The 24,853-nt window shown below is 72.3% G+C and carries 19 protein-coding genes; 12 read left to right on the top strand and 7 right to left on the bottom strand.

The features are described from left to right. Positions 1-3: 3 nt before the first annotated feature. Positions 4-2,544 (bottom strand): ATP-dependent Clp protease ATP-binding subunit, encoded by a 2,541-nt coding sequence (locus ACWC5O_RS25140; RefSeq protein WP_450582912.1) that lies wholly within the window; start codon positions 2,542-2,544, stop codon positions 4-6. Positions 2,545-2,715: 171 nt separating this feature from the next. Further along, positions 2,716-3,492 (bottom strand): type I methionyl aminopeptidase, encoded by a 777-nt coding sequence (gene map / locus ACWC5O_RS25135; protein WP_450582914.1) that lies wholly within the window; start codon positions 3,490-3,492, stop codon positions 2,716-2,718. A gap of 64 nt (positions 3,493-3,556) precedes the next feature. On the opposite strand from map, the gene ACWC5O_RS25130 reads away from it, so the two are divergent. From ACWC5O_RS25130 to ACWC5O_RS25090, 9 genes are all read left to right on the top strand, one after another. Further along, a complete protein-coding gene (locus ACWC5O_RS25130) occupies positions 3,557-3,808 on the top strand; it encodes a helix-turn-helix domain-containing protein (protein ID WP_450582915.1) in 252 nt (83 codons plus the stop codon). Positions 3,809-3,956: 148 nt separating this feature from the next. Next, positions 3,957-5,738 (top strand): hypothetical protein, encoded by a 1,782-nt coding sequence (locus ACWC5O_RS25125; RefSeq protein ID WP_450582917.1) that lies wholly within the window; start codon positions 3,957-3,959, stop codon positions 5,736-5,738. Between the two features lie 157 nt (positions 5,739-5,895). Continuing rightward, positions 5,896-6,738 (top strand): nitrilase-related carbon-nitrogen hydrolase, encoded by an 843-nt coding sequence (locus tag ACWC5O_RS25120; RefSeq protein ID WP_450582919.1) that lies wholly within the window; start codon positions 5,896-5,898, stop codon positions 6,736-6,738. Next, entirely contained in the window at positions 6,735-8,018 is a 1,284-nt protein-coding gene (locus tag ACWC5O_RS25115) for an aspartate aminotransferase family protein (protein WP_450582921.1), read from the top strand. Before ACWC5O_RS25120 ends, ACWC5O_RS25115 begins: the two co-directional genes overlap by 4 nt. 17 nt (positions 8,019-8,035) lie before the next feature. Beyond that, entirely contained in the window at positions 8,036-9,613 is a 1,578-nt protein-coding gene (locus ACWC5O_RS25110) for a PucR family transcriptional regulator (protein WP_450582922.1), read from the top strand. 154 nt (positions 9,614-9,767) lie between these two features. Further along, positions 9,768-10,610, top strand: coding sequence for a nitrilase-related carbon-nitrogen hydrolase (locus ACWC5O_RS25105; protein ID WP_450582923.1), 843 nt, complete (start codon positions 9,768-9,770; stop codon positions 10,608-10,610). Positions 10,611-10,650: 40 nt separating this feature from the next. Continuing rightward, positions 10,651-12,054: a dihydropyrimidinase gene (gene hydA / locus ACWC5O_RS25100; RefSeq protein ID WP_450582925.1), complete on the top strand. Its 1,404-nt coding sequence runs from the start codon at positions 10,651-10,653 to the stop codon at positions 12,052-12,054. A gap of 12 nt (positions 12,055-12,066) precedes the next feature. Next, the gene (locus ACWC5O_RS25095; RefSeq protein WP_450582927.1) at positions 12,067-13,086 is read left to right on the top strand and encodes a TIGR03842 family LLM class F420-dependent oxidoreductase; all 1,020 of its coding nucleotides are present in this window, start codon (positions 12,067-12,069) and stop codon (positions 13,084-13,086) included. A 205-nt stretch (positions 13,087-13,291) separates the two neighbouring features. After that, complete coding sequence (locus ACWC5O_RS25090; protein WP_450582928.1) at positions 13,292-14,827, top strand: NCS1 family nucleobase:cation symporter-1; 1,536 nt, start codon at positions 13,292-13,294, stop codon at positions 14,825-14,827. Between the two features lie 357 nt (positions 14,828-15,184). Here the strand turns inward: ACWC5O_RS25090 and ACWC5O_RS25085 are convergent, their stop codons facing one another. Beyond that, positions 15,185-15,841 (bottom strand): hypothetical protein, encoded by a 657-nt coding sequence (locus ACWC5O_RS25085; RefSeq protein ID WP_450582929.1) that lies wholly within the window; start codon positions 15,839-15,841, stop codon positions 15,185-15,187. Continuing rightward, entirely contained in the window at positions 15,838-16,155 is a 318-nt protein-coding gene (locus ACWC5O_RS25080; RefSeq protein WP_450582930.1) for a hypothetical protein, read from the bottom strand. Before ACWC5O_RS25080 ends, ACWC5O_RS25085 begins: the two co-directional genes overlap by 4 nt. 291 nt (positions 16,156-16,446) lie before the next feature. On the opposite strand from ACWC5O_RS25080, the gene ACWC5O_RS25075 reads away from it, so the two are divergent. The 3 genes from ACWC5O_RS25075 to ACWC5O_RS25065 are packed head-to-tail and all read left to right on the top strand — an operon-like array spanning position 16,447 to position 21,478. Next, positions 16,447-20,163 carry a CHAT domain-containing protein gene (locus ACWC5O_RS25075; RefSeq protein WP_450582931.1) on the top strand — a complete coding sequence of 1,239 codons (3,717 nt, stop codon included), beginning with the start codon at positions 16,447-16,449 and terminating at the stop codon, positions 20,161-20,163. Then, positions 20,160-20,825 (top strand): hypothetical protein, encoded by a 666-nt coding sequence (locus ACWC5O_RS25070; protein WP_450582932.1) that lies wholly within the window; start codon positions 20,160-20,162, stop codon positions 20,823-20,825. The genes ACWC5O_RS25075 and ACWC5O_RS25070 overlap by 4 nt, the downstream gene beginning before the upstream one ends. After that, positions 20,825-21,478 (top strand): RES family NAD+ phosphorylase, encoded by a 654-nt coding sequence (locus tag ACWC5O_RS25065; protein ID WP_450582934.1) that lies wholly within the window; start codon positions 20,825-20,827, stop codon positions 21,476-21,478. Before ACWC5O_RS25070 ends, ACWC5O_RS25065 begins: the two co-directional genes overlap by 1 nt. Before the next feature lie 105 nt (positions 21,479-21,583). Here the strand turns inward: ACWC5O_RS25065 and ACWC5O_RS25060 are convergent, their stop codons facing one another. Genes ACWC5O_RS25060 through ACWC5O_RS25050 form a run of 3 tightly spaced genes read right to left on the bottom strand, consistent with a single transcriptional unit; the run spans position 21,584 to position 24,694 of the window. Then, positions 21,584-23,212, bottom strand: coding sequence for a hypothetical protein (locus tag ACWC5O_RS25060; protein ID WP_450582936.1), 1,629 nt, complete (start codon positions 23,210-23,212; stop codon positions 21,584-21,586). Beyond that, positions 23,187-23,951, bottom strand: a complete 765-nt coding sequence (locus ACWC5O_RS25055; RefSeq protein WP_450582937.1) for a hypothetical protein — start codon at positions 23,949-23,951, stop codon at positions 23,187-23,189. The genes ACWC5O_RS25060 and ACWC5O_RS25055 overlap by 26 nt, the downstream gene beginning before the upstream one ends. 41 nt (positions 23,952-23,992) lie before the next feature. Further along, positions 23,993-24,694 (bottom strand): hypothetical protein, encoded by a 702-nt coding sequence (locus ACWC5O_RS25050; protein WP_450582939.1) that lies wholly within the window; start codon positions 24,692-24,694, stop codon positions 23,993-23,995. Positions 24,695-24,853: the final 159 nt, after the last annotated feature.

The following is a 24,853-nucleotide window of genomic DNA, read 5'->3' as shown; positions in this document are numbered from 1 at the left end:
CCGTCACACGTCGGGAGCGGACGGCTGCGCCTGCTGCGCACGGAAGTTGAGCCGTCCGTCCGCGACGTCCACCGTGACCCGGCCGCCCGGGACGATCGTGCCGTCCAGCAGCAGCCGGGACAGCTCGTTGTCGACCTCCCGCTGGATGGTGCGGCGCAGCGGGCGGGCGCCGTACTCGGGCTGGTAGCCGCGCTCGGCGATCCAGTCGACGGCCGCGTCCGTGAACTCGACCGCGACGCCCTGGCCGTCCAGCAGCCGGCGGGTGTGCTCCAGCAGCAGGTCGGTGATCTGCCGCAGCTGCTCGGTCGTCAGCTGCCGGAACACGACGATCTCGTCGATCCGGTTCAGGAACTCCGGCCGGAAGTGCTCGCGCAGCGGGCGCAGGACCTGCTCGCGCCGCGCCTCCTCGTCGGCCTCCGCACCGCCCGGCCCGAAGCCGATTCCGGCACCGCGGCGGATGATCACGTCCGAGCCGAGGTTGCTGGTCATCACGATGACCGTGTTGGTGAAGTCCACCGTGCGGCCCTGCGAGTCGGTCAGGCGGCCGTCGTCCAGGACCTGCAGCAGCATGTTGAAGACGTCCGGGTGGGCCTTCTCCACCTCGTCCAGCAGGAGCAGCGAGTACGGGTACCTGCGCACCACCTCGGTGAGCTGGCCGGCCTCCTCGTGGCCCACGTACCCGGGCGGAGCGCCCACCAGCCGGGAGACGGTGTGCCGCTCCTGGTACTCGCTCATGTCGAGCCGGACCATGCGGTCCTCGCTGCCGAACAGGGCCTCGGCGAGCGCGCGGGCCAGCTCGGTCTTGCCGACGCCGGTCGGACCGAGGAACAGGAAGCTGCCGATCGGCCGGTCCGGGCTCGCGAGCCCGGCGCGGGAGCGCAGCACGGCCTCGGCGACCACGCTCACCGCCTCCTCCTGGCCGACCACCCGCTGGTGCAGATGCGCCTCCAGGCCCAGCAGCCGCTCCTTCTCCTCCTGGGTCAGCCGGCTCACCGGGATGCCGGTCTGCCGGGACACCACCTCGGCGATGGCCTCCGCCGTCACCGCCAGGTTCTGCCCCTCGTCGGCCTCGTCCCCGCCGCTCGCCTCGGCGATCCGCCGCTTCAGCGCGCCGATCTTGTCCCGCAGCTGGGTGGCCTGCTCGTACTGCTCGTCGGCGACGGCCTGGTCCTTGTCGCAGACGAGCTGCTCCACCTCGCGCTCCATCGTGCGTACGTCCGTGCCCTTCGTCCGGGCCCCGAGGCGCACCCGGGCGCCGGCCTGGTCGATCAGGTCGATCGCCTTGTCGGGCAGGCGCCGGTCGGTGAGATAGCGGTCCGACAACTCCACGGCGGCCACCAGCGCCTCGTCGGTGTAGCGGACCTGGTGGTGGGCCTCGTACCGGTCGCGCAGGCCGCGCAGGATCTCGATCGTGTCCTCGACGGTCGGCTCGGGCACCAGGATCGGCTGGAAGCGGCGGGCCAGTGCCGCGTCCTTCTCGATCCGGCGGAACTCCTCCAGCGTGGTCGCGCCCACGATGTGCAGCTCGCCCCGGGCGAGTGCGGGCTTGAGGATGTTGCCCGCGTCCATCGCGCCGCCCTCGCCGCCCGAACCGGCGCCGACGACCGTGTGCAGCTCGTCGATGAAGACGATCAGCCGGTCGGAGTGGGCGCGGATCTCCTCCACGATGTTGTTCAGACGCTCCTCGAAGTCGCCCCGGTAGCGGGTGCCCGCGACGACCCCGGTCAGGTCCAGGGCGACCACCCGCCGCCCGGCCAGGATGTCCGGCACGTCCCCGTCCGCGATCCGCTCCGCGATCCCCTCCACGATGGCCGTCTTGCCGACACCGGCGTCGCCGATCAGCACGGGGTTGTTCTTCCCGCGCCGGGACAGCACCTCGATGGTCTGCTCGATCTCCTCGTCGCGGCCGATGACCGGGTCGACACGGCCCTCCCTGGCCAGATCGGTCAGATCGCGACCGTACTTGTCGAGCGTCGGCGTGGACGTGGGCCGCTGGCGCTCCGTGCGCGTCTGGGTGGCTTCCGGGGCCTCGGGCGGCAGGGCGCCGGCCGAGAAGCGGGCCGCGTGCAGGATGTGCCCGGCCGCCGAGTCCGGGTTCGCGGCCAGCGCGCTCAGCACATGCTCCGGGCCGATGTACCCGGCGCCGGTCGACCGCGCCAGGTCGTGCGCGTCCAGCAGGGCCCGCTTGACGGCCGGGGTCAACGAGAGCGACGTCGGCGGGGACGCCTTTCCCGGCGGGTGCTGGACGGGGCCCGCGCGGTCGTCGATCTCCGTGGCGAGCGAGTCTGGGTCCGCGCCGGCCCTGCTCAGCAGCGACCGGGTGGGCTCGGTGGCCAGGGCCGCGCGCAGCAGGTGCTGCGTGTCCAGGTCCCGGCTGCCGTGCTCGGCGGCGTACTGGGCGGCCCCTCTCACCATCTCCCGGGCCGGCTGGCTGAGCAGGCGGCCGATGTCGATGTGGCGGGGGCGCTCGGGTCCGCCGGGGGTGCTGCCGAGGAAGCGGCCCAGGAAATCACCGAAGGGGTCGGGAGGGTAGCCGTTGGTCATGGCGTTCCGTTCCTTTGGTGTCCGTTCATAACACCTTGGCACGAGTTGTCTGCGACGGCATGTGCGGGGCGCCTGGGGTTTGGGGGCCTTGTTTGGTGGGGTGGGTGCGGGTTTCGTGGTGGCCGGTCGCGTCCACGCGGCGGAGCCGCACACCGGCAGAGCCCCGCGCCCCTAGGGGGTTTCTCTCGCCGTGAGGATGCGGGGTCCCGTTTCTGTGATCGCCACGGTGTGCTCGGCGTGCGCTGCGCGGGAGCCGTCGCTCGTGCGGAGGGTCCAGCCGTCGCTCGCTTCGTAGTAGGCGTCCTTGCCGCCGGCGATCAGCATGGGCTCGATCGCCAGGACCATGCCGTGGCGCAAGGGAAGTCCCCGGCCCGGGCGGCCCTCGTTCGGGACCTCCGGGTCCTCGTGCATGTGGCGGCCTACGCCGTGGCCGCCGAAGCCGGACGGGATGCCGTAGCCCGCCGTGCGGCAGACCTGGCCGATGGCGTGGGCCAGGTCGCCGATGCGGTTGCCGACGACGGCCGCCTCGATGCCGGCCGCCAGGGCGCGCTCGGCGGTGTCGATGAGGTGCAGGTCCGCCGGGCGGGGGCGGCCGACCGTGAAGCTGATCGCCGAGTCGCCCACCCAGCCGTCCAGGCCGGCGCCGCAGTCGATGGAGACGAGGTCGCCGTCCCGGAGGCGGTAGCGGGTGGGGATGCCGTGCACGATCGCGTCGTTGACCGAGGCGCAGATCACCGCCGGGAAGGGGGTCGGGGCGAAGGAGGGGCGGTAGCCGAGGAAAGGGGAGGAGGCCCCGGCCCGGCGCAGCACCTCCCGGGCCACCTCGTCCAGCTCCAGCAGGGAGACGCCGACGTCAGCGGCCTTTCGTACGGCTGTCAGGGCTCGCGCGACGACCTGGCCCGCGGCGTGCATCGCGTCGATGGACGCGTCCGTCTTCAGTTCCACCATGCCAATTACTATACCGGTATTTGAATGGGGGATGCGGTGGAGGGGCGGTATTAGAATGGGTGGCATGGTGCGCACCCCTCTCACCCCCGAAGAGCGTGAACGCGGCGAACGGCTCGGGCGGTTGCTGCGCGAGGCGCGTGCTGGGCGGAGCATGGCCGAGGTCGCGGCGGAGGCGGGCGTCTCGGCCGAGACGCTCCGCAAGATCGAGACCGGGCGGGCGCCGACCCCGGCCTTCTTCACGGTGGCCGCGCTGGCCGGCGTGCTCGGGCTGTCCATGGACGAGCTGGTGGCGCGGTGTGTGCCGGCGGGTGTCTGAGACGCGCCTGTGGCGGGCCGGTCCGCGCAAGAGCCAAGATCGCACAATGAGCCGCCCGCACACTCCCGGAAAACTCTGCGTAGCAAGTCCGTAACACGACTGGTGTTGCCTGACGGCCGGAGTGCTGGCAGTCGGGCGGGAGTCGGGCATGGCTGTAGATCAACTCCCCGGTCGGGTACGGGAGTTCGCGAACTACCTGGACGGCCTCCTGGGGCGCCTGGATCAGGGCGGCGGGTGGTGCGGGGTCTTCTGGCAACGCGACCCCGAGGGTATGCGGGCCTGCCTCGACGGGGGTGAGGTGCCGCCGTGGGACGTGGTGGAGGCGCTGCTGCAGGACCTCCACGCGGCGTTCGGCCCCGCCGCGGCCGCGGCCGAGCGGGAACGGGCCCGCGTGCTGCACGCTGCCGCCGTCTCGGCGTACGACGCCCGGCCCGGCGCCCGGAACGCCCTCGGCGACCGACTCGACGTGATGCTCCGCGAACAGAGGTACGCCGCGGAACGCCAGGCCGAACTGAGCCGCCTGCTCACCGAGGCGCCCTCCAGCGAGGAGGCGGACGCCCTCCGCCTGGACCTTGCCTGGGCCCAGGACGACCACGAACGAGCCGCCGCCCGCTGCGCCGAACTCCGGGCCCGGCTGGCGAAGCTGGACCGCAGGGCGGTGGAAGTGCCGCTCCGGGGCGCGTCGGAAGCCCGGGGTGAAGGCGCAGGGGGAGTGCCGGGTCCAGAAGGCGTACCGGCGACCACGGAGGGCCATGGGGCTGCCGCCGGGGCCTTCGACGGCGCCACGGGGACGGATGACGGCGGTCGGTCGCGGGGGCCGCGTGCGGAGGACTTGCGTGGTGGCGGGGCCGTGGGTGGCGCCGGTGGATCGCGGGCGTCGGGCGGGGAGGGCTTCGGCGGTGCCGTACGGGCGGTGGGCGATGGTGGGCCGGGCGTGTCCGGTGCGGAGGGCTTCGGCGGTGCCGCGGTAGTCGGGGGCGGCGGGGTTGCCGCGCCCGGCGAAGCCGGGGCTCCGGGCGCCGCCTGGCATGGTGCCGGGTCAGCCCCGTTCCGCCCGCACGATGCCCGGGTCGCCGACCACGACGGGCGGCTCGCCGCGTTTGCCGGCGACGGCCGGGACCCCTGGGCATCCCGCACCCACGAGGTCGCACCTGGGCCCGCCCCTGCGGCACCCACCCCTGAGGCGCCCACCCCCGCCAAGCCCCGCAAGCGGCGCCGCGGCAGTGCCCGGTTCGCCGGGATGGTCGAGGACGCGGGCGCCCCGGTTGTCGTACCGCAGGCCCCCGTTGCGGCCGTGCCGGAGGTGGCCGGCGGGCGGCGTAGCCCGCGTGGGGCGCGGTTTGCCGGGGCCGCCGAGGGGGGTGAGGTGGTCGAGGGGCCCGTGGAAGCGGTGGTGGATGCCGAGGCGGGGGCTGTCGTCGTGGGGGTCGTGGAACAGCTGGTGCGGCTACGGGCCGAGGGGCGTACCGGTGAGGCGCATGTGCTGTTGGTCGACATCGCGCGGTGGCCCGCCGCTCGGTTCCCGCTGCTCGCGGACCGGCTGCAGCGTGCCGGGCTCGCTGCCGACTGGGCCACGCTGCTGTGGGAGGCCGCCTCGCTGCCCGCCGAGCGGCTGGTCGCCGCCGCCGACGCGCTGGAGGCGGCCGGGCGGCCCGCGGACGGGCAGCAGATGCTGCGGCAGGGCGTGGCCAGGCCGGCCGAGGAGATAGGTGCCGCCGTGCTGGGGCTGGACACGGAGGGGCGCGGGCGCGAGGTGCGGGCCCTGCTGGACGCCTACGTGCGCGTCCGGACGCCGGAGGAGGCGGCCCGCAGCGCCGGAGCCGACCCGCGCCGCCTCGTCCCGCTGCTGCTGGAGGCCGCCCGGGGTGTCTCGGAGGAGCGCCACTGGGACCTGGTGCATGCCCTGCGGGTCGCCGGATTCACCGCCTGAGCATCCTTCCGCTCACCCTATGGAGTGTGAAACGTGATCGACTCAGCGGGTTAACGACGATGGTCTTGGCAAGGACTTCCCCGAGGCTTACTTTCGTCCCTCTACGGCCCGTTTCTACGGGCGTAGAGGCTCGGACGTCGCGTCGAAGGAGCAGCTCATGGCCAACGTCGTACGTGCCGCACTGGTCCAGGCCACCTGGACCGGCGACACCGAGTCCATGGTGGCGAAACACGAGGAGCACGCCCGCGAGGCGGCCCGTCTGGGCGCGAAGATCATCGGGTTCCAGGAAGTCTTCAACGCCCCCTACTTCTGCCAGGTCCAGGAGCCGGAGCACTACCGCTGGGCCGAGCCGGTCCCCGACGGGCCCACCGTGCGGCGCATGCGGGAGCTGGCCCGCGAGACCGGCATGGTGATCGTCGTCCCCGTCTTCGAGGTCGAGCAGTCCGGCTTCTACTACAACACCGCCGCCGTGATCGACGCCGACGGCACCTGCCTCGGCAAGTACCGCAAGCACCACATCCCCCAGGTCAAGGGCTTCTGGGAGAAGTACTACTTCAAACCCGGCAACCTCGGATGGCCGGTCTTCGAGACGGCCGTCGGCAAGGTGGGTGTCTATATCTGCTACGACCGCCACTTCCCGGAGGGCTGGCGGCAACTGGGACTGAACGGCGCACAGTTGGTCTACAACCCGTCCGCAACGCATCGAGGTCTGTCCTCGTACCTGTGGCAGCTGGAACAGCCCGCCGCGGCCGTCGCCAACGAGTACTTCGTCGCCGCCATCAACCGGGTGGGGCAGGAGGAGTACGGGGACAACGACTTCTACGGGACGTCGTACTTCGTCGACCCGCGCGGCCAGTTCGTCGGCGACGTCGCCAGCGACAAGGACGAGGAACTCCTCGTCCGGGACCTGGACTTCGACCTCATCGACGAAGTACGGCAGCAGTGGGCCTTCTACCGCGACCGCCGTCCCGACGCCTACGAAGGGCTGGTGCAGCCGTGAACGACCTCTACTCCCGCCACCGGGGTGTCCTGCCCGACTGGCTGGCCCTCTACTACGACGAGCCGCTGGAACTCACGCACGGCGAGGGCCGCCATGTCTGGGACTCCGCCGGCAACAAGTACCTGGACTTCTTCGGCGGCATCCTCACCACCATGACCGCGCACGCGCTGCCCGAGGTGACCAAGGCGGTCAGCGAGCAGGCCGGCCGGATCATCCACTCCTCGACCCTCTACCTCAACCGGCCGATGGTCGAACTGGCCGAACGCATCGCCCAGTTGAGCGGCATCCCGGACGCCCGCGTCTTCTTCACCACCTCCGGGACCGAGGCCAACGACACCGCCCTGCTGCTCGCCACGACCTACCGGCGCAGCAACACCGTCCTGGCCATGCGCAACAGCTACCACGGCCGCTCCTTCAGCGCGGTCGGCATCACCGGCAACCGCGGCTGGTCCCCGACCTCGCTGTCCCCGCTGCAGACCCTGTACGTCCACGGCGGCGTCCGCACCCGGGGCCCGTTCGCCGAGCTGGACGACCGCGGGTTCATCGACGCGTGCGTGGAGGACCTGAAGGACATCCTCGGGCACACCCGCCCGCCGGCCGCGCTGATCGCCGAGCCCATCCAGGGCGTCGGCGGCTTCACCTCCCCGCCGGACGGGCTGTACGCGGCCTTCCGCGAGGTGCTGAACGCACAGGGGATCCTGTGGATCGCCGACGAGGTGCAGACCGGCTGGGGCCGCACCGGCGACCACTTCTGGGGCTGGCAGGCGCACGCCCGCAGCGGCCCGCCGGACATGGTCACCTTCGCCAAGGGCATCGGCAACGGCGCGTCCATCGGCGGGGTGATCGCCCGCGCCGAGATCATGAACTGCCTGGACGCCAACAGCATCTCGACGTTCGGCGGCACCCAGATCACCATGGCGGCCGGCCTCGCCAACCTCACCTACCTCGTCGAACACGACCTGCAGGGCAACGCCCGGCGCGTCGGCGGACTGCTCATCGAGCGGCTGCGGGCCGTCGCCGCCCAGCTGCCGGGCGTGCGGGAGGTACGCGGGCGCGGGCTGATGATCGGCGTCGAACTGGTCAAGCCGGGGACGGACGAGGCCGATCCGCAGGCGGCCTCCGCCGTCCTGGAGGCGGCCCGCGAGGGCGGCCTGCTGATCGGCAAGGGCGGCGGCCACAACACCAGCGCCCTGCGCATCGCCCCGCCGCTGTCGCTGACCGTCGCGGAGGCCGAGGAGGGCGCGGCGATCCTCGAACGCGCGCTGAGGAGCACGTACTAGGGAACGGGTGTACCGCCATGACCACCACCTCGGTGACCTCGCACACCGGCTTCGAACCCGCGCTCTCCGTCCGCCAGGTGCTCACCCTGGAGCGGGTGCAGGCCGGGGAGCCCGAGGTGGTGGCCGGGGCCGGCCAGCTCGACCGGCCCGTGCGCTGGGTGCACGTCGCCGAGGCCGCCGACGTCGGCGTGATGCTCAGTGGCGGCGAGATGGTCCTCACCACCGGTGTGCTGCTCGCCGGTGACGAGGCCAAGCAGGTCGAATACATCCAGTCCCTGCACCGGGCGGAGGCCGCGGCCGTCGTGCTCGGGCTCGGCCGGGCCTTTCCCACGCCGCCCGAGGTGATGCGCCGGGCCGCCGAGCGGTGCGGGCTGCCCATGGTCGTCCTGCACCGGCCGTTCCCCTTCGCCGAGTTGACGGAGGAGGTCCAGTCCCGGCTGGTACGGCGGAAGTTCGCCGCCGTGAGCCTGTCGGAGACCGTACGGACCGCCCTCACCGGGCTGATCACCGCGGGCGCTCCGCTGCAGCGGCTGCTCGACGAGGTCGCCCAGCACAGCGGCTGCCCGGTCGTCGTCACCAACCTCGCCCACCGCGTCCTCGCCACGGCGGGGGAGCGGCCCGCCGTGGACGACGTGCTGCGCGACTGGGAGCGCATCGCCCGGCAGGCGGGCGGCAGCGTGGGCGACGGCTGGATCCGCGCCGAACTCGGCGGACGCGGGGAGCGTTGGGGCCGGCTGCTGCTGTGCGGGTACCGGGGCGAGGCGGCCGCCGGGCGGCTGCTGGCCGACCGGGCCGCCGAGGCCCTGGTCCTGCACCGCATGCTCGGCGGCGGCTCCGCCCACACCTGGGAGGAGCAGTCCGCGCAGAGCCTGGTGACCGACCTCGTCTCCGGAGTCGTACCGGCCAGGCACCTGCTGCCCCGGGCGCGGGCGGCCGGGCTGCAGGTGAACCGGCGGACCTTCGTGCCCCTCGTCGTCCCGGCCGGGGAGCCGGCCCAACTGGAGCGGATGTTGCGGGTGTTGGGCCTGTCCGGGCTGGTCGCGGAGCTGGCCGACGGCGCCACCGCCGTACTGCTCAGCCTCGCCCGCGACCAGCAGGCCGAGGCGCTGACCGCGCACTTCGCGACCCGGTTGCGGACCGAGACCGGCCTGCCGAACGCGGTGGTCGCCGCCGCCGATCCACGCACCGACTGGGACGACGTGCCGGCCGGGCTGCGCGAGGCCCGGCATGTCGCCGACGCCGTGGCCGACTCGGCGGCCGCCCTCGACCTGCCGGCCGTCGTACGCCTGCGGGACGTCCATCTGCGCGGCCTGATCCGGCTGCTCAGGGACGACCCGCAGGTGCAGTCCTTCGCCGAGCGCGAGCTGGACGGACTGCTGTGCGAAGCCGACCAGGAGCTGCTCAACGTGCTGCGCACCTACCTGGCGACGGGGCGCAACAAGTCCCGTACCGCCCAGCTCCAGCATGTCTCCCGGCCCGCCCTCTACCGGCGGCTGGAGGCGATACAGGCCCGGCTGGGCGTCGACCTCGACGACTTCGAGCAGGCGGCCTCCGTGCACATCGCGCTCCTCGCGCACGACGCGCAACAGGGGTGAAACATGCCACGACCTGGGAAAAGGCGGTGAAACATGGGCTCGCAGACGCGTGACACGGTGACACGCCGACCGCCCGCAGACGTGACACGCTGCCAATCGAACGGCCCGTTCGGACTTTCTAGGCTCACCGCACACCGAGCTACCGGAGGTCCCGATGAGCCGAGTGATCCGTGCCGCCCTGTTCCAGACGGCCTGGACCGGCGACAAGGAATCCATGATCCAGGTCCACGAGCAGGCGGCCCGCGACGCGGCCGCGCAGGGCGCCCAGGTGCTGTGCTTCCAGGAGCTGTTCTACGGCCCCTACTTCTGCCAGGTCCAGGACAAGGCGTTCTACGAGTACGCCGAGCAGATCCCGAACGGGCCCACCGTCAAGCGCTTCCAGGCGCTCGCGAAGGAGCTGGGCATCGTCCTCGTCCTGCCGATGTACGAGGAGGAGCAGCCGGGGGTCCTGTACAACACCGCGGCCGTGATCGACGCGGACGGCTCCTACCTGGGCAAGTACCGCAAGACCCACATCCCCCAGGTGCAGGGATTCTGGGAGAAGTTCTACTTCCGCCCCGGCAACAGCGGCTGGCCCGTCTTCGACACGGCCGTCGGCAGGATCGGCGTGTACATCTGCTACGACCGCCACTTCCCGGAGGGCTGGCGGGCGCTCGGTCTCGGCGGCGCCGAGATCGTCTTCAACCCGTCGGCCACCTCACGCGGACTGTCCCGCTACCTGTGGCAGCTGGAGCAGCCGGCGGCGGCCGTCGCCAACGAGTACTTCGTGGGCGCGATCAACCGGGTCGGCGTGGAGGACCTGGGCGACAACGACTTCTACGGCACGACCTACTTCGTGGACCCGGAGGCCCAGTTCGTCGGCGAGGTGGCCGGCGACAAGGAGACCGAACTCGTCGTCCGCGACCTGGACCTGGCCAAACTCCGCGAGGTCCGCGACCGCTGGCAGTTCTACCGCGACCGCGCCCCGGGGGCGTACACGCCGCTGACAGCACCCTGATCGCACCGACCGCCCCGTCCACCCTGGGAGGAGAGGGACCATGAGCAGCCGTACCGTCATCCGCGGTGGTCTCGTCATCACCGCGTCCGACGAGATCCACGCCGACGTGCTGATCGAGGACGGCCGCATCGCCGCCCTCGCGGCCTCCGGCACCCCCGCCGCCGAGACGTTCACCGCCGAGAGGACCATCGACGCCACCGGGAAGTACGTCATCCCGGGCGGCGTCGACGCCCACACCCACATGGAGCTGCCGTTCGGCGGCACCTTCGCCTCCGACACCTTCGAGACCGGCACCCGGGCCGCAGCCTGGGGCGGGACGACGACGATCGTCGACTTCGCGGTGCAGAGCGTCGGCCACACCCTGCGTGAGGGCCTGGACGCCTGGCACGCCAAGGCCGAGGGCAACTGCGCGATCGACTACGGCTTCCACATGATCGTCTCCGATGTGAACGACGAGACGCTCAAGGAGATGGACCTGCTGGTCGAGGAAGGAGTGACCAGCTTCAAGCAGTTCATGGCTTACCCGGGCGTCTTCTACTCCGACGACGGCCAGATCCTGCGCGCCATGCAGCGCTCCGCCGACAACGGCGGCCTGATCATGATGCACGCCGAGAACGGCATCGCGATCGACGTGCTGGTCGAACAGGCGCTGGCCCGGGGCGAGACGGACCCCAGGTACCACGGAGAGGTCCGCAAGGCCCTCCTGGAGGCCGAGGCCACCCACCGCGCGATCAGGCTCGCCCAGGTCGCCGGCGCACCCCTGTACGTCGTCCACGTCTCGGCGATGGAAGCGGTCGCCGAACTCGCGCGGGCCCGGGACGACGGGCTGAACGTCTTCGGTGAGACCTGCCCGCAGTACCTGTTCCTGTCCACCGACAACCTCGCCGAGCCCGACTTCGAGGGCGCCAAGTACGTCTGCAGCACGCCCCTGCGGCCCAGGGAGCACCAGGCCAAGCTCTGGCAGGGCCTGCGCACCAACGACCTCCAGGTGGTCTCCACCGACCACTGCCCCTTCTGCTTCGTGGGCCAGAAGGAGCTGGGCCGCGGCGACTTCTCCAAGATCCCCAACGGCCTGCCCGGCGTCGAGAACCGCATGGACCTGCTGCACCAGGCCGTCGTCGACGGGCACATCTCCCGCCGCCGCTGGATCGAGATCGCCTGTGCCACCCCGGCCCGCATGTTCGGTATGTACCCGAAGAAGGGCACCATCGCCCCGGGCGCCGACGCCGACGTCGTCATCTACGACCCGCACGCCGAGCAGGTCATGTCCGCGCGGACGCACCACATGAACGTCGACTACTCGGCGTACGAGGGCAGGCGGACGACCGGCCGGGTCGAGACCGTGCTCTCGCGTGGCGAACCCGTCATCACCGAGCGGGAGTACACCGGACACGCCGGACACGGCGTCTACACCCCGCGCTCCACCTGTCAGTACCTCAACTAGGAGTGGCGCACCATGGACTTCGGACTCGTCCTGCAGACCGACCCGCCGGCCTCCCGCGTCATCAGCCTGATGAAGCGTGCCGAGCGCAACGGCTTCACGTACGGCTGGACCTTCGACTCCGCCGTGCTGTGGCAGGAGCCGTTCGTGATCTACAGTCAGATCCTGGCGAACACCTCCAGGCTGACGGTCGGCCCGATGGTCACCAACCCGGGCACCCGCACCTGGGAGGTCACCGCCTCCACCTTCGCCACCCTCAACGACATGTTCGGCAACCGCACCGTCTGCGGCATCGGCCGCGGCGACTCCGCGATGCGCGTCGCCGGCCGCAAGCCCAACACCCTGGCCCGGATCAGCGAGGCCATGAAGGTCATCCGCGCCCTCGGCCGCGGGGAAGAGGCCGACCTCGGCGGTACGGTCGTCAAGTTCCCGTGGATCAAGCCGGGCGCCGAACTCCCCGTGTGGATGGCCGCGTACGGCCCCAAGGCGCTGCAGATGACCGGCGAGGAGGCCGACGGTTTCATTCTCCAGCTGTCCGACCTGTACCTGACCGAGTACATGGTGAAGGCCGTGAAGGACGCGGCCGTCGCCGCCGGCCGTGATCCGTCCGAGGTGACGATCTGCGTCGCCGCCCCGGCCTACGTCACCGCGGACGACTCGCCCGAGGCACTCGCCCACGCGCGCGCCCAGTGCCGGTGGTTCGGCGGCATGGTCGGCAACCACGTGGCCGACCTGGTCTCCAAGTACGGCGAGCACTCCGGCCAGGTCCCCGACGAGCTCACCGACTACATCAAGGCCCGCGAGGGGTACGACTACTCCCACCACGGGCGCAGCGACAACCCCGACACCGAGTTCGTGCCCGACGAGATCGTCGACCGGTTCTGCGTGATCGGGCCGGCCGAGAAGCACATCGAGAAACTCACCGCACTGCGCGAACTGGGCGTCGACCAGTTCGCGGTGTACGACATGCACGACGCCCAGGAAGCCACCATCGACGCCTACGGCACGACGGTGATCCCGGCCGTCAACGCCTGACCGCAGCACACCGGTTGATCTCCCCCTTCCCGCCGGCCCGGGAAGGGGGCCAGGGCGCTTTCCCCTCACCTGAGGTCGGGGCGCACCCCCCTTAGGGGCGCCGGCCGTCACATTCCCGTCTGCCGCGCGGCAATGTGACGGCAGGCCCCAGGAGCCACCCGCACGGCCTTTCCCCGTCCCACCCCTCTGTTCGATTGGCCTGCTCATGACCGACACCGCTCCCACGGCCATACCGCCGACCGCTCAAGTCACCCGCGCCGACGGCCGGGTGGAGATCGCCCCTGGTTCGCCGCAGCCCAGCGGCCCCTACGCCAACGAGGACCTGCTCCCCGTCCCCGTGGCCAAGCGCACCTGGACGACGTACAACTTCTCCGCGCTGTGGGTCGGCATGGCCCACAACACGGCCTCCTGGACCCTCGCGTCCGGGCTGATCGCGGTGGGCATGGACTGGAAGCAGGCCGTCTTCACCATCGCCCTCGCCAACCTGATCGTCCTCGTCCCGATGCTGCTCACCGGGCACGCGGGACCCAAGTACGGCATCCCCTTCCCGGTCTTCGCCCGTGCCTCCTTCGGGGTGCGCGGCGCCAACCTGCCTGCCGTGGTGCGGGCGTTGGTGGCGTGCGGCTGGTTCGGCATCCAGACCTGGATCGGCGGCGAGGCCATCTACTTCCTGGCCGGCAAGCTGATCGGCGACAGCTGGGCGAACGCCTCGCACATCGGCGGCTACGCCTGGACCATGTGGCTGTCGTTCGCGATCTTCTGGGTGATCCAGGTCGCCATCATCTACCGGGGCATGGAGACCATCCGCCGCTTCGAGAACTGGGCCGCGCCCTTCGTGCTCGTCGGCGCGTTCGTGATGCTGTGGTGGATGAGCAGCAAGGCGGGCGGCGTCGGCCCGCTGTTCGACCAGCCCTCCAAGCTGGGCTGGGGCGGCGACTTCTGGAAGCTGTTCTGGCCGTCGTTGATGGGGATGATCGGCTTCTGGTCCACGCTGAGCCTGAACATCCCTGACTTCACCCGCTACGGCAAGAGCCAGAAGGCCCAGACCTGGGGCCAGGCCCTCGGTCTGCCGACCACGATGACCCTCTTCGCCTTCCTCTCCGTGCTCGTCACGTCCGGATCGCAGGCGGTCTACGGCAAGCCGGTCTGGGACCCGGTCCAGCTCGCTGCCAAGACGGACAACGTGGTCGGCCTCCTCTATGCCCTGGTCACCGTGCTGGTCGCGACCCTCTCCGTGAACATCGCGGCCAACCTGGTCTCCCCGGCCTTCGACTTCTCCAACGTCGCGCCCCGCAGGATCAGTTTCCGCACCGGCGCCCTGATCACCTCGGTGCTCGCCGTGCTGATCTTCCCGTGGAAGCTGTACTCCGACCCGCAGGGCTACATCTTCACCTGGCTCGGCCTGGTCGGCGGCCTGCTCGGCACGGTCGCGGGCATCCTCGTCGCCGACTACTGGATCCTGCGCCGCACCCGCCTCGCCCTCGCCGACCTGTACCGCGAGGGCGGCCGCTACTGGTACGCGGGCGGCTGGAACTGGCGGGCGGTGGTGGCCTTCGTGGCCGGCGGCGTCCTCGCGATCGGCGGCGCGGACTTCCACCCCCTGATCGACGGCCGTCCCGTCCCGGCGCTCAAGTCCCTCGCCGACTACGGCTGGGCGGTGGGCCTCGGCACCTCACTGGTCCTGTACGTGGCGCTGACGCTGCTGACCGGGCGGAGGGAGGAGACGGCGGAGGCGGTCTGAGCGAGGGCTTGCTCCGGCGCCTGGTCAGATCGGCGCCCGGTCTGACCGGCGCCGCGTTCGACCGGCATCCGGTCTGACCGAGGCCCGGTATGACCGAGGCCCCGTTCGATCGATGGCCGGTTCGACCGGTGGCCGGTCTGCCGGGCCGGGTGCCGTTGGCGGTGGGGCGTATCACCGGGAAGCGGTTCGCCCTGCCGCGGCCCGTTCGACCCCGTGGCCGCCTGTTCCGCCCTGGCCCTCTGGCCGGCTAGACCAGTGGCCGGTCTGCCGGGTGCCGTTGGCGGTGGGGCGTACCCCCGGAAGGGCGGCCGTCCCCGCCGCGGGCCGTCCCGCCGCGGCCCGTCCCAGCGGCCGCGGTCACTCGGAGGACGAGCCCCCTGGGCAGGCGTCGACCGCGGCAAGGGCCTCGGCCTGGGCGAGTCGTACCGTGACCTCGCCGGTGTCCGTCTTCACGAGCAGGCGTCCGGCGCCCGTGCGCACCGGCTCGCCGCACACGTCCCCGGACGGGGTGCGCACCAGGATCCGGGGTCCGTCCTTCTCGGGGCCGTACCAGGTCAGCGCCACCCCGGCAACGAGCATCGCCCCGCAGGCGATCGTGAGCGCCACCCCACGCGTGAGGGCCCGTACCGTGCGACGGGTCTCCATGTGGTCGCCCAGGTGCAGGGCGGTGGCCGGGGCGGGTACGCCGGCGGGCAGCCGTACGCCGGTGGGTGCCCCGTGCGCCGCGCGGAGCAGCAGCAGTGCGCCGAGCGTGCCGAACACCAGGCACAGCAGCAGCGCGCCACCCACCAGGGCGTCGTACGGAGAGGCCAGTTTCCCCACGTCGGTGCGGCCCTTGACCAGGCCGAAGCTGAGCAGTCCGACGAAGAGGGCCGCGAGCCCGTTGCGCCAGGCGAGCGCCGCCTCCCGGGCACGGGCCAGCTCACCGGCGAGCAACTCCCTGGTCAGCCGCCCCGCCTGACGGTCGGCAGGGGTCGCGGGAGGGCCCGGCCGCACATGCCACCCCGGTGTCATGTGCGCTCCATGAGGACGTTCCAGTAGGCGCCGCACCCCTTCTCCTCGGACGGACGCCCAGGGTGTTCGGCCTCGCACTCGCAGAGCACCGGGACATGCGTCGGCCGGGGCGTCCGGCGCGGGGAGCGGAAGACCCGGTCGGTGTGCGTGTAGGTGAACGCGCAGCCGCAACGGGGACATTGGCCGTGCAGCACGGCCACCCCGTCGTCCGCGGCCTCGACCCGCAGGCCGGCTGTGTAGCGCGCGGCGTAGTCGGCCCGCGTCGTCTCCACGTACGGTTCCAGGGTGCCGGGCGCCGGCGCGGAGTTCGTCACCGCATCCCCTCCTTCCGGGACGTACGCGACCGGCCGGTCCGGACCGTCTGCGGACGACCGCTCACGATGCCCCACCTCAACGGGCCACCCAGCATGCCGACTTCGTCCCGTCGGCGCCATGGACAGCGGCCACCACGCCCCGAACACGCCCACCCGGACCACCGGCGCCCCATGGATCGGGCGGAATCCGTCCGGAAGCCGGGCGTTGTCCGGCAGGATGCCGATCAGGCGTGGGAGACCGGGCTGCCGGATCCGGGGGAACGGGCACCATGGCGGGGGAGGGGATGACGCATGAGTGAAGCCGGGGCCCTGCCGGCGGCCGACCGGGCCGCCACCGCGCTCGCGCGCACGGCCGGGTTGGCCGTACCGCTCGACGCGGACGAGTACCAGGGGACACGAGGGCCGGAACTCGACTCGCTGACCGGCGAACTGGAGCTGGTCCTGGCCGAGCTGGCACAGTCGCAGGGCGCTGACGCGACGGCCGCGGTGGTGGAGGCACGTCTCGGGAGATGCCTCGCCCTGAGGTTCGTCCTGGAGGGCGCCCCTGCCGACCGGGAGCGAGCGCTGCCCCTGCTGGACGGGGCCCGTACGTCGGCACTGCTCGGCGACGAGGACCGGGAGGCCGCGCGCCAGGACCTCGTGACCTTGCTCGGCTCGCGACTGGTGAGGCTGAACCGTGAGGCCTCGCCGGAATCCGAGAGTCAGTGGACCATCGACCAGCTGATGTCCATGCTCATGGTGGGAACCCCGCTCGCACAAGGCGGTTCGGGCACGGTGGAGGACACCGGCCTGCTCGTGCGGCTGCTGCTCGAACGTGAGCAGGGGCGCATGACACCCGAACTGCGGGTCGGCCTGCGGGGTTTGGACACGCTGATCGACGCGCTGCTGAAGGGCGAGACGGGTGCGGTCGTCAGCGGGGCCCGGCACCTCCTCGACACCATGCCGGGCATGCGGCTGCCGCCGCCGCTGGGCGTCCTGATGCCGTCGCTGTTCGCGATGCTGGAGGACGGACTCGCCACGCTCCCACCCGAGACGGCGGGGACGGCGTACGTGTCGGCCGCCGACCCCGGCGACGCGGGGGAATACCAGCACGTGCGCACCCAACTCCTCGCCCTGACCGAGGTGATGTCCCCCGGGACCATCGCGACACAGGAGCTGCCCAAGCTCGTCGCCGCCCTGTCGGGAGCGCAGGACGGTGCCACGGGGGAGGCCGGCAGCGCACCTCTGGCGTCCAGGATGGTCGCCGCCCTCTTCCACACCGCCCTCGCCGCCCGCACAGGGGACATGGAGGGGTTCCGGGAGGCGCTCCGGCTGATGCACGAGGCGCATGCCAAGGGGGAACTCGACAGCCGCGTACACCGTGAATGGCTCCGTACCATCGTGCCCGGACTGCTGGTCGCGGCCTCCCTGACCGGTGGCAGCCTGCAGGACGAGGACATGGCCCGGGCCCTGCTCGAAGCGCAGCAGTGGGACGACGACCCCTCGAGCGGCCTGGCCGCCACCCTGCGCCTGTGCGGGGAGGCCGCACGGCTCCACGGGCGGGTGGTGGCCGCCCTGGAGAACGGCGACGACGAGGCGGTCGAGGACGTCATCGACGCACTGTGCGAACTGGAACTGGACGAGGCCTACGACGGCGCCGAGGAATGGACCGGCGCGCTGAACGGCTACGTGCTCGGCTTCGCCTATCTGGGCCGCGTGGTGCACGCCACCTCGCCGGACGACAGGACGGCCCACCTGCGTGCCGCCGCCCATCACATCCAGCGAGCCGTGGAGACGTCGGTGGACATGCCCGCCCTGCGTGGCCTCCTCGACGCCACCTGGGCCCCGCTGATCGCCCTCACGGCGATCGCCGAGTCGGACCCCAGCCGAATCGCCGAGGGCGTGCGGCGCACCAGGGAAGCCCTGGAGAGCCCCGGATTCACCGCCGACTTCCGGCCCAGGGCGCGCGGCGGCATCGCCATCGCCCTGGACACCCTGTATCTGCTCACCGGGGATCCCGAAGCGCTGGACGAGGCGATCGCGGAGCTGGAACAGGCCCTGACGGAACTGCCCGACGGCACGCCCAGCGGCGCCCGCCTCACCTGGGACCAGGCCACGCTCCGCGCCAAGCGCGCCACCCTCCGGGCGGGCACGCCCGGCTCCGACGACGACCTGCGTGCCGCCGTCGACCTGGCCCGCACCTCCCTGCGGCTCGCCGCCGACGACGTACTGCTCCAGCAGGGCGTCGGCCGCGGCCTGCGCATGGCGCGCGTGGCGGCCGACCGGGGTCGCAGCGCGGCCTTCTGGGCGCTGCGGGCCGGGCTCGCGGAGGAGGCGATCGCGTGTCTGGAGGCGGGCCGCTCGTTGGTGCTCGGCGCGGCGGCCGTCTCGGCAGGCGTCGCCGACCGCCTGGCGGCCCTCGGCGAGACCGAACTGGCCGAGCGTTGGCGCGGCGCGGCCTCCGACCGCTCCTGGGACCAGGCCGACGACCGCTCCCTCCTGGAGCTGTCGGCCGAGGCGGGCGCGGGGACCACCGGTCGCCCTGGTGACCTGCGGGGTCGCTCGCCGCTGGATGTGCTGGCGGAAGCGGGCGCGGGCGCTGCCGCTCTGCCCGGTGACGTGCGGCGCCGCTCCCTGGACGTGCTGCGCGGGCAGGGCGGCGCCGACGTGCAGCCGGTGTTCGTCTCCGCGGGCGACCTGCGCGCCGGGCTGGGGGAGGCGGGAGCGGACGCGCTGCTGTACCTGGTCCCCGGTGTCGACGGCCCGGACGGGGCCGTCCTGGTCGTCACCCGCGACGGCTGCGTCGAGGCGCTGCCGCTGTCCGGCCTCGCCTCCGCCGGCCGCGGGCCCGTGGCGGAGTACCTGGAGGCCGGCGCGCACCGGCAGCGCCTGGAGGCCGCCCTCGACGGCCCCGACCGGGACACCGTCAACCCGCGGGACGTGCAGCGCGCCGAGCGGCGCTGGGCCCGCGCCCTGGACGGCATGTGCGAGTGGGCCGGCGACGTGCTCGGCCCCGCACTGGACCAACTCGGTGTCTGGGACCGCGCCCTCACCGAGGGCGGTTTCCTGGACACCTCGGCCGATGCCGTCGCCCCCGACGCCGTACGGCTGGTCCTCGTGCCCTGCGGCGAACTCGGCGTCGTGCCCTGGCAGGCGGCCGTCCTGCGCCCGCCCGCCCCCTACGACGCGACGCGCGCCGTGCGGGCCTGCGAGGTCGCCGTCCTCACACACGCCGCATCCGGCAGGGAGTTCCTGCGTGCCGTGGCCCGCCGACGCATGAACCCCGCAGACCGGCCGGCCCTGGTGTTCCACGCGGCGGACGACCTGGAGTGGGCCGAGGACGAGATCGAGACCCTGGCCGAGGTCCACTACCCGCAGGCAGTGATCCACCGCCCCGACGACAACCCCGCCACCCCGGCGAAGGTCCTGGCCCTGCTCGGCGGCACGGCCACCGCACCCGCTTCCCTGGTGCATCTCGCCTGTCACGGGCTCGCGGGCCCGGACCCCACGACATCGGCCCTCCGGCTGGCCGCGCCGGCCGGCGTCGGCGATCCGTCCCTTCCCGTTGCGGACCTCACGCTGAGCACCCTGCTGGAGACGCCCGCCGAGGGCGACGCCTTCCGGTCGGCCGGGCCGCTGGTCGTGTGCGGCGGCTGCGAGACGGACCTCACCACCCGCGATCACGACGAGGCCCTGACCGTCACCTCGGTCATGGTGCACCGGCTCGCCGCCGACGCCATCGGCACCCGGTGGAAGGTCGACGACGACCAGTCCGAGATCCTCATGCTCGTCCTGCACGACGCGCTCGCCCGGGGACTCGCCCCGCCGGACGCGCTGCGCGCCGCCCAGCGCTGGATGCTCACCCCGCCCGCCGAGCGGCCGCCCGTCCGCGGCCTGAAGCGCGTCTCCGCCCGCCGCCTCGCCGCGGCCTTCGGGGACCGGCCCGACACCTGGGCGGCCTTCGTCCACCACGGCAACCCCGCACCGGCGGCACGTTCCGCCCGGCCCCAGGAAGGAGAGCGCGTATGACGTCGGAGGAGCTGCTCCGGCTCCTGGAGAGTCACTGGACCACCGTCATCACCGGGCTCGACGACGACGACCTGGAACTGCTCTCCCGCACCTTGCGGGAGATGAGGGAGGAGGCCGCCGCCGAGAACCCGCCGGGGGTCGCACGCGCCGTACGCCGACTGCGGCGGACGCTGTCCGCGCTGCCGCCCGACCACCCGGTGTCCGAGGCGCTCGGCGGCCACCGCTACGCCTCCGGCACCCACGAACTGCCCAGCCTCACCACGATCGACGCGGTGATCGACGTGCTCGGCACCCCACCGCCCGACCCTGGTGAACTGCTGCGGGCAGCCCGCCTGCGGCTCCTCGCCGCACCCGCGCTGACCGAGGACGAACACGCCGCGCTGCACGGCGGTCCTAAGACACCCACCGGTCTGATCGGGCTCCGCGACCCGGACCGCGGAATCCGCTATCCCCGCTTCCAGTTCAGGGCCGGCACGGCCGAACCGCTGCCCGTCGTCCGCCGGATCAACGAGCTCCTCCGGGCGGACCGGGACCCCTGGGGTGCCGCCGACTGGTGGCTGGGCGGCAACCGGTGGCTGGGCGGTGTCCCCGCGGACCTGCTCGGCGTGCTGCCCGACGAGGAGCTGGAACGCGCCGCCGCCGAACTCGTGGGGGCGTACTGATGGTGGGTCAACTTCCGCCCAAGGGCGTCGTGATGAAGCCGTTGGTCACCGTGGTGCCGGCGGGAACCCTGGTGTGGCGGTGCCATGAGGAGCAGTACGCGGCCGGTGAGTTCAACCCGAGCGTCGCGCACGAGTTCTTCAAGGGCAGCCGATTCGACCCCACCGAGAAGGATCCCTACCCCTACCTCTACGCGGCCCTCGACCCGGTCACCGCGCTGTCCGAAGTGCTGTTGAGGTCGGTCGAGTTCAGCGACGGCAGCGGGGTTCGGCAGATTCCGTGGGCGCAGGCGTCCCAGTACCTCCTCTCGGCGGTCCGCACCACGGCCGACCTCACCCTGGTGGACCTCACGACCGCCGAGGGGCTGGCCGCCGTCTGGCAGGACGGCTGGCTGATCGACACCGACGAGTACGCGGGTACCCGCTACTGGGTACAGGTGATCCGCGAACGCAGCAGCGACGTGCAGGGCCTGTGGTGGACGTCCAAGCGCTGCAGGCCGCGCCCGGCGCTCCAGCTGTTCCAGGACCGCTGCCCGGCCACCCCGCTCGACCCCCGCCCGCAGGAGTGCCTCCGGCTGGCGTCGACGGACGACGTGCGCAAGGTCAACAGGCTGCTGGCACCGCTGAACGCGGTCATCTCCGCCCCGGAGCAGTGAGCGGACACCGCGACGGCAGGTGACGGTTACGCACTGGCCCCGACCCACTGATGCGGGTCGGGGCCAGTGCGTAACCGGCGCACCGGGACGGCGTCCACCGGCCGTTCAGCGGTCCCGGGCCGGTTCGCGGCGGGCCGATGACGGCAGCAGCGGCCAGTTCCGGGACAGGCGCATCGCCGACTCGGTCACGGCGGGATCCTTCGACGCTGTCATGACCTCGCCCAGATACCTGGCGGCGGCGGCCTCGTACAACTTGCGGGCCGAGGCGATCCGCCCGTTCGCGGCCTCCCTGCGGGCCTGCTGCCGGTCCTCGGCCGTCTCCTGGGCGGCCCGGGCCCGCTCGGTGGCGGCGACACTCTCCTCGTGCCGCCGCAGCAGCCCCGTACGCCGCTCCACCGCGGTGCGGAAGGCGTCGAGGAAGGGGTGTTCCCGGAACAGGCCGAGCATGAATCCGACACCGCCCGAGAGCAGGAGCAGCGCGCAGAACAGCCAGGACACCGTCTGGGTCGACAGGTGCAGTCGGTCCACCAGGGTCGTGGTGTCGCCGGCCGCGCCGCCGATGCCGCGGAAGCCGCCGGACCCTGTGGCGGGGGCCGGACCGTCGTGCTGGGTCACGAACTTGGCGCGGAGCAGGCCCAGTGCCCCGGTCAGGCCGCCCCACACGCCGAGCAGTGACAAGGCCGGTATCCACCCACTGCGCGGCGATCCCGTCGCCGCGCGCCACCGCAGCATGAGCCCCGACAGGTGCGGCAGGATCAGCATGATGACGGCGGACGAGATCGCCAGCCCGCCGGACATGAAGTCCCCGCCCGTGCTGCCGACCCCGTGGAAGGGCTGGTACGCGACCCAGTAGATCGGCACCTCGACGGCCATGATCACGACGAGCAGGGCCCAGGTCATCCACCGGGGCAGGCCGGGGCGGGTCTGCAGCCCCTCCCAGCCGTGGCTCGACGCGGTGTCGCGGGTCTCGGCGCGCGCGGCACGGTACACGTCCCGCATCGCCGCGGACGCGGTGCCGTCCGGAGCGGCACCCGTCGTGGACACCGACTGCCAGTCGTCGCCGCCCGGATCCGCCGCCGTGTCCTTGCCGGCCGCCGTCCGCTCCGGTTCGTCCTCCCGGATGCCGGGTTCCGCCGCGCTCCGGGAGCCGGGAGCGCGCGGCTCGGCCGCCTCCGGGAAGCGGGCCTGGAGCCAGCGTTCCTCCACCCGCTCGCGCAGACTGTCCCGGAAGCGGAGCCAGCGGGCCGAACGGACCGCGAGCAGATCGAGCTGGCGGCGGGCCGTCTCGATCTCCTGCTGGGTCTCGCGCAGGCGCTCGACCAGAATCCTGGTCTCGGCCTCTCCGGCGGTCACGTCGGAGGTCGCCTGGGCGTCCTGGAGGCGTGCCCTCTCCTCCTGGAGGTGCAGCTCCTCCTCGATCCGGTGGACGACGGCGTCCCGCACGGACGCCAGCTCCGCGAAGTACGGCACCCGGTCCCCGCTGTTCAGCACCCACGGGTCCAGCGTCCTGCGCCGGGCGTCCCGCCAGCCCCTTCTCTTGGCGTCCCGCAGGAGTCCGCGTTCGCCCCGGTCGTCGATGACCAGGGGCAGCCGGCTGGTGCGCGCGCCGGTGGCGGCGGGCCCGGGCCGGGTCCCGGTGCCCGGCTGTGCGGTCCGGCCCGTGAACGGCAGATAGCGGGCGATCCGCCGCCGGCGCGGTTGCGGCTCGTCAGCGCTTGTACTTGTTGTCGACATGTGCCTTGGCCCTCCCCTCGAGCGCCTCGGTCCAGAAGGACTCGAAGTCGTCGGCCTCGCTGGGCTTCGCCTTGAACTGCATGCCGAGCCCGACGGGGAAGACGTCCATCCCCTTGATGCCGGGCAGGCCACGCTTGTTCACGAGCGAGTCGATGACCTTGTCGCGCGCGGCCTTGGTGGAGATGTCCTGCCGCGACAGGTGGAACTCCGGGTCGGCCTGGTCGAAGTCGCTCACGACGAGCAGCTTCGGCGCCGGGCCGTCGGTGGGGACGGACTCCCCGATGCGGGTCAGTGCCCCCCACACGTCCGAACCATTCTGCGTGCGTGCGCACTTGAGCTCGGCGAGGGCCGCGACGGCGGCGTTCCGCTGGGCGTTGGCACGCTGGACCTTCTGGTCGGTGGTCGCGTCGTGCGGCGGGTCGAGGTCCACCTCGTCCTGCCGGCAGGACGAGCTGCGTGAGGAACGGGTGACGGGGGCGAAGTCGAGGGTTCCGCATTTCTGGTCGGTGAGGAAACCGATGAGGCTGTCCTTCAGTTTGGCCTCCGAGTCGAATCCCTCCTTCGCCGCGGCGGCCGACCCCGAACCGTCGACGACCAGCCCGCAGGGCGTGGTGAGGGCTTCCTCCTGCTTGCTGCAGGACACGAGAGCGCCGAGCGCACACACCAGCGGGACGAGGACGGCGAGCCGGCGGGCGGCGCGGACGGTGGACCGGCGACCGGTCCGGGCCGAGTGCTGCACGATGATGTTCCTTGGCCTTCCTGGAAGACGATGAGCGGTGATCACCTGCGGACGCCCTTCGAGGCATCGCCGTGCCGCGCCGGACCCGAACGGCCGCGCGCGGACTGGTGGTCGAGAATGTGCAACGCCTGTGCGACCGCCGACGGGTCGACGTCGCGCCCCGGCGTCCCCGGGACGTACCAGCGGTCGCTCAGCAGTCCGTCGTCGAGGTGGGCCCAGGTGCCGTCCAGCGTGATCTCCCCAGGCAGCCAGCCCGTGGGCCGCCGCCCGCCGACGTGGTCGTCCTTCCGGGCGCGGGCCCAGGCGGCGTCCCAGTAGCAGGCGAGCAACTGGTTCGCCTCGTCGGCGAGTTGCTGGGCCTGCTGACGGCTGACGGAGGCGGCCGAGCGCCACTCCCCGACCCACTCTCCGAACCGGGCGAGCGCGGCCGGAGTCGGCTCCGCGCGCACGGTGTACTGGTTCACCACCCGCACCGACTCGCTCTGGATGCGGACGTGCAGCCCGCGGTGCGACTTCAGTGTGCGGGACCGCAGCCGTGCGGTGCTGTGCCGCACCTGTGCGCGAAGCCCCAGGACGTAGGGCGGCAGGCTGTCGTCGGAAGGTGCGCTTCCGGCGAAGGCGTCCGCCAGTATTTCCCGCAGACCGTCCGCGTCCCGACGGCCATGGAACCGGGCGCGTACCGAAGAGAGGTACCCGGCTCTCAGCCGTCGGACCCGGACACCTATTCGACCTTTGCTGATCATTTCGAAGATCCCCCATTCCTCGCGCGCGGTCCGGGTTGGGAAGGCGCCGCGATGGGGGAGAGAGTAGCGGAGCAAAACCCCCAGAGGGATGGGGATTTCAAGGAAATCGATCACTCTCTTCGGGAGTTCCGGAAAACAACCGGATCCCGCCCGGCGGAC

The organism is Streptomyces sp. NPDC001450 (assembly GCF_053597295.1).
This window is presented reverse-complemented; position numbering and strand designations above follow the sequence as displayed.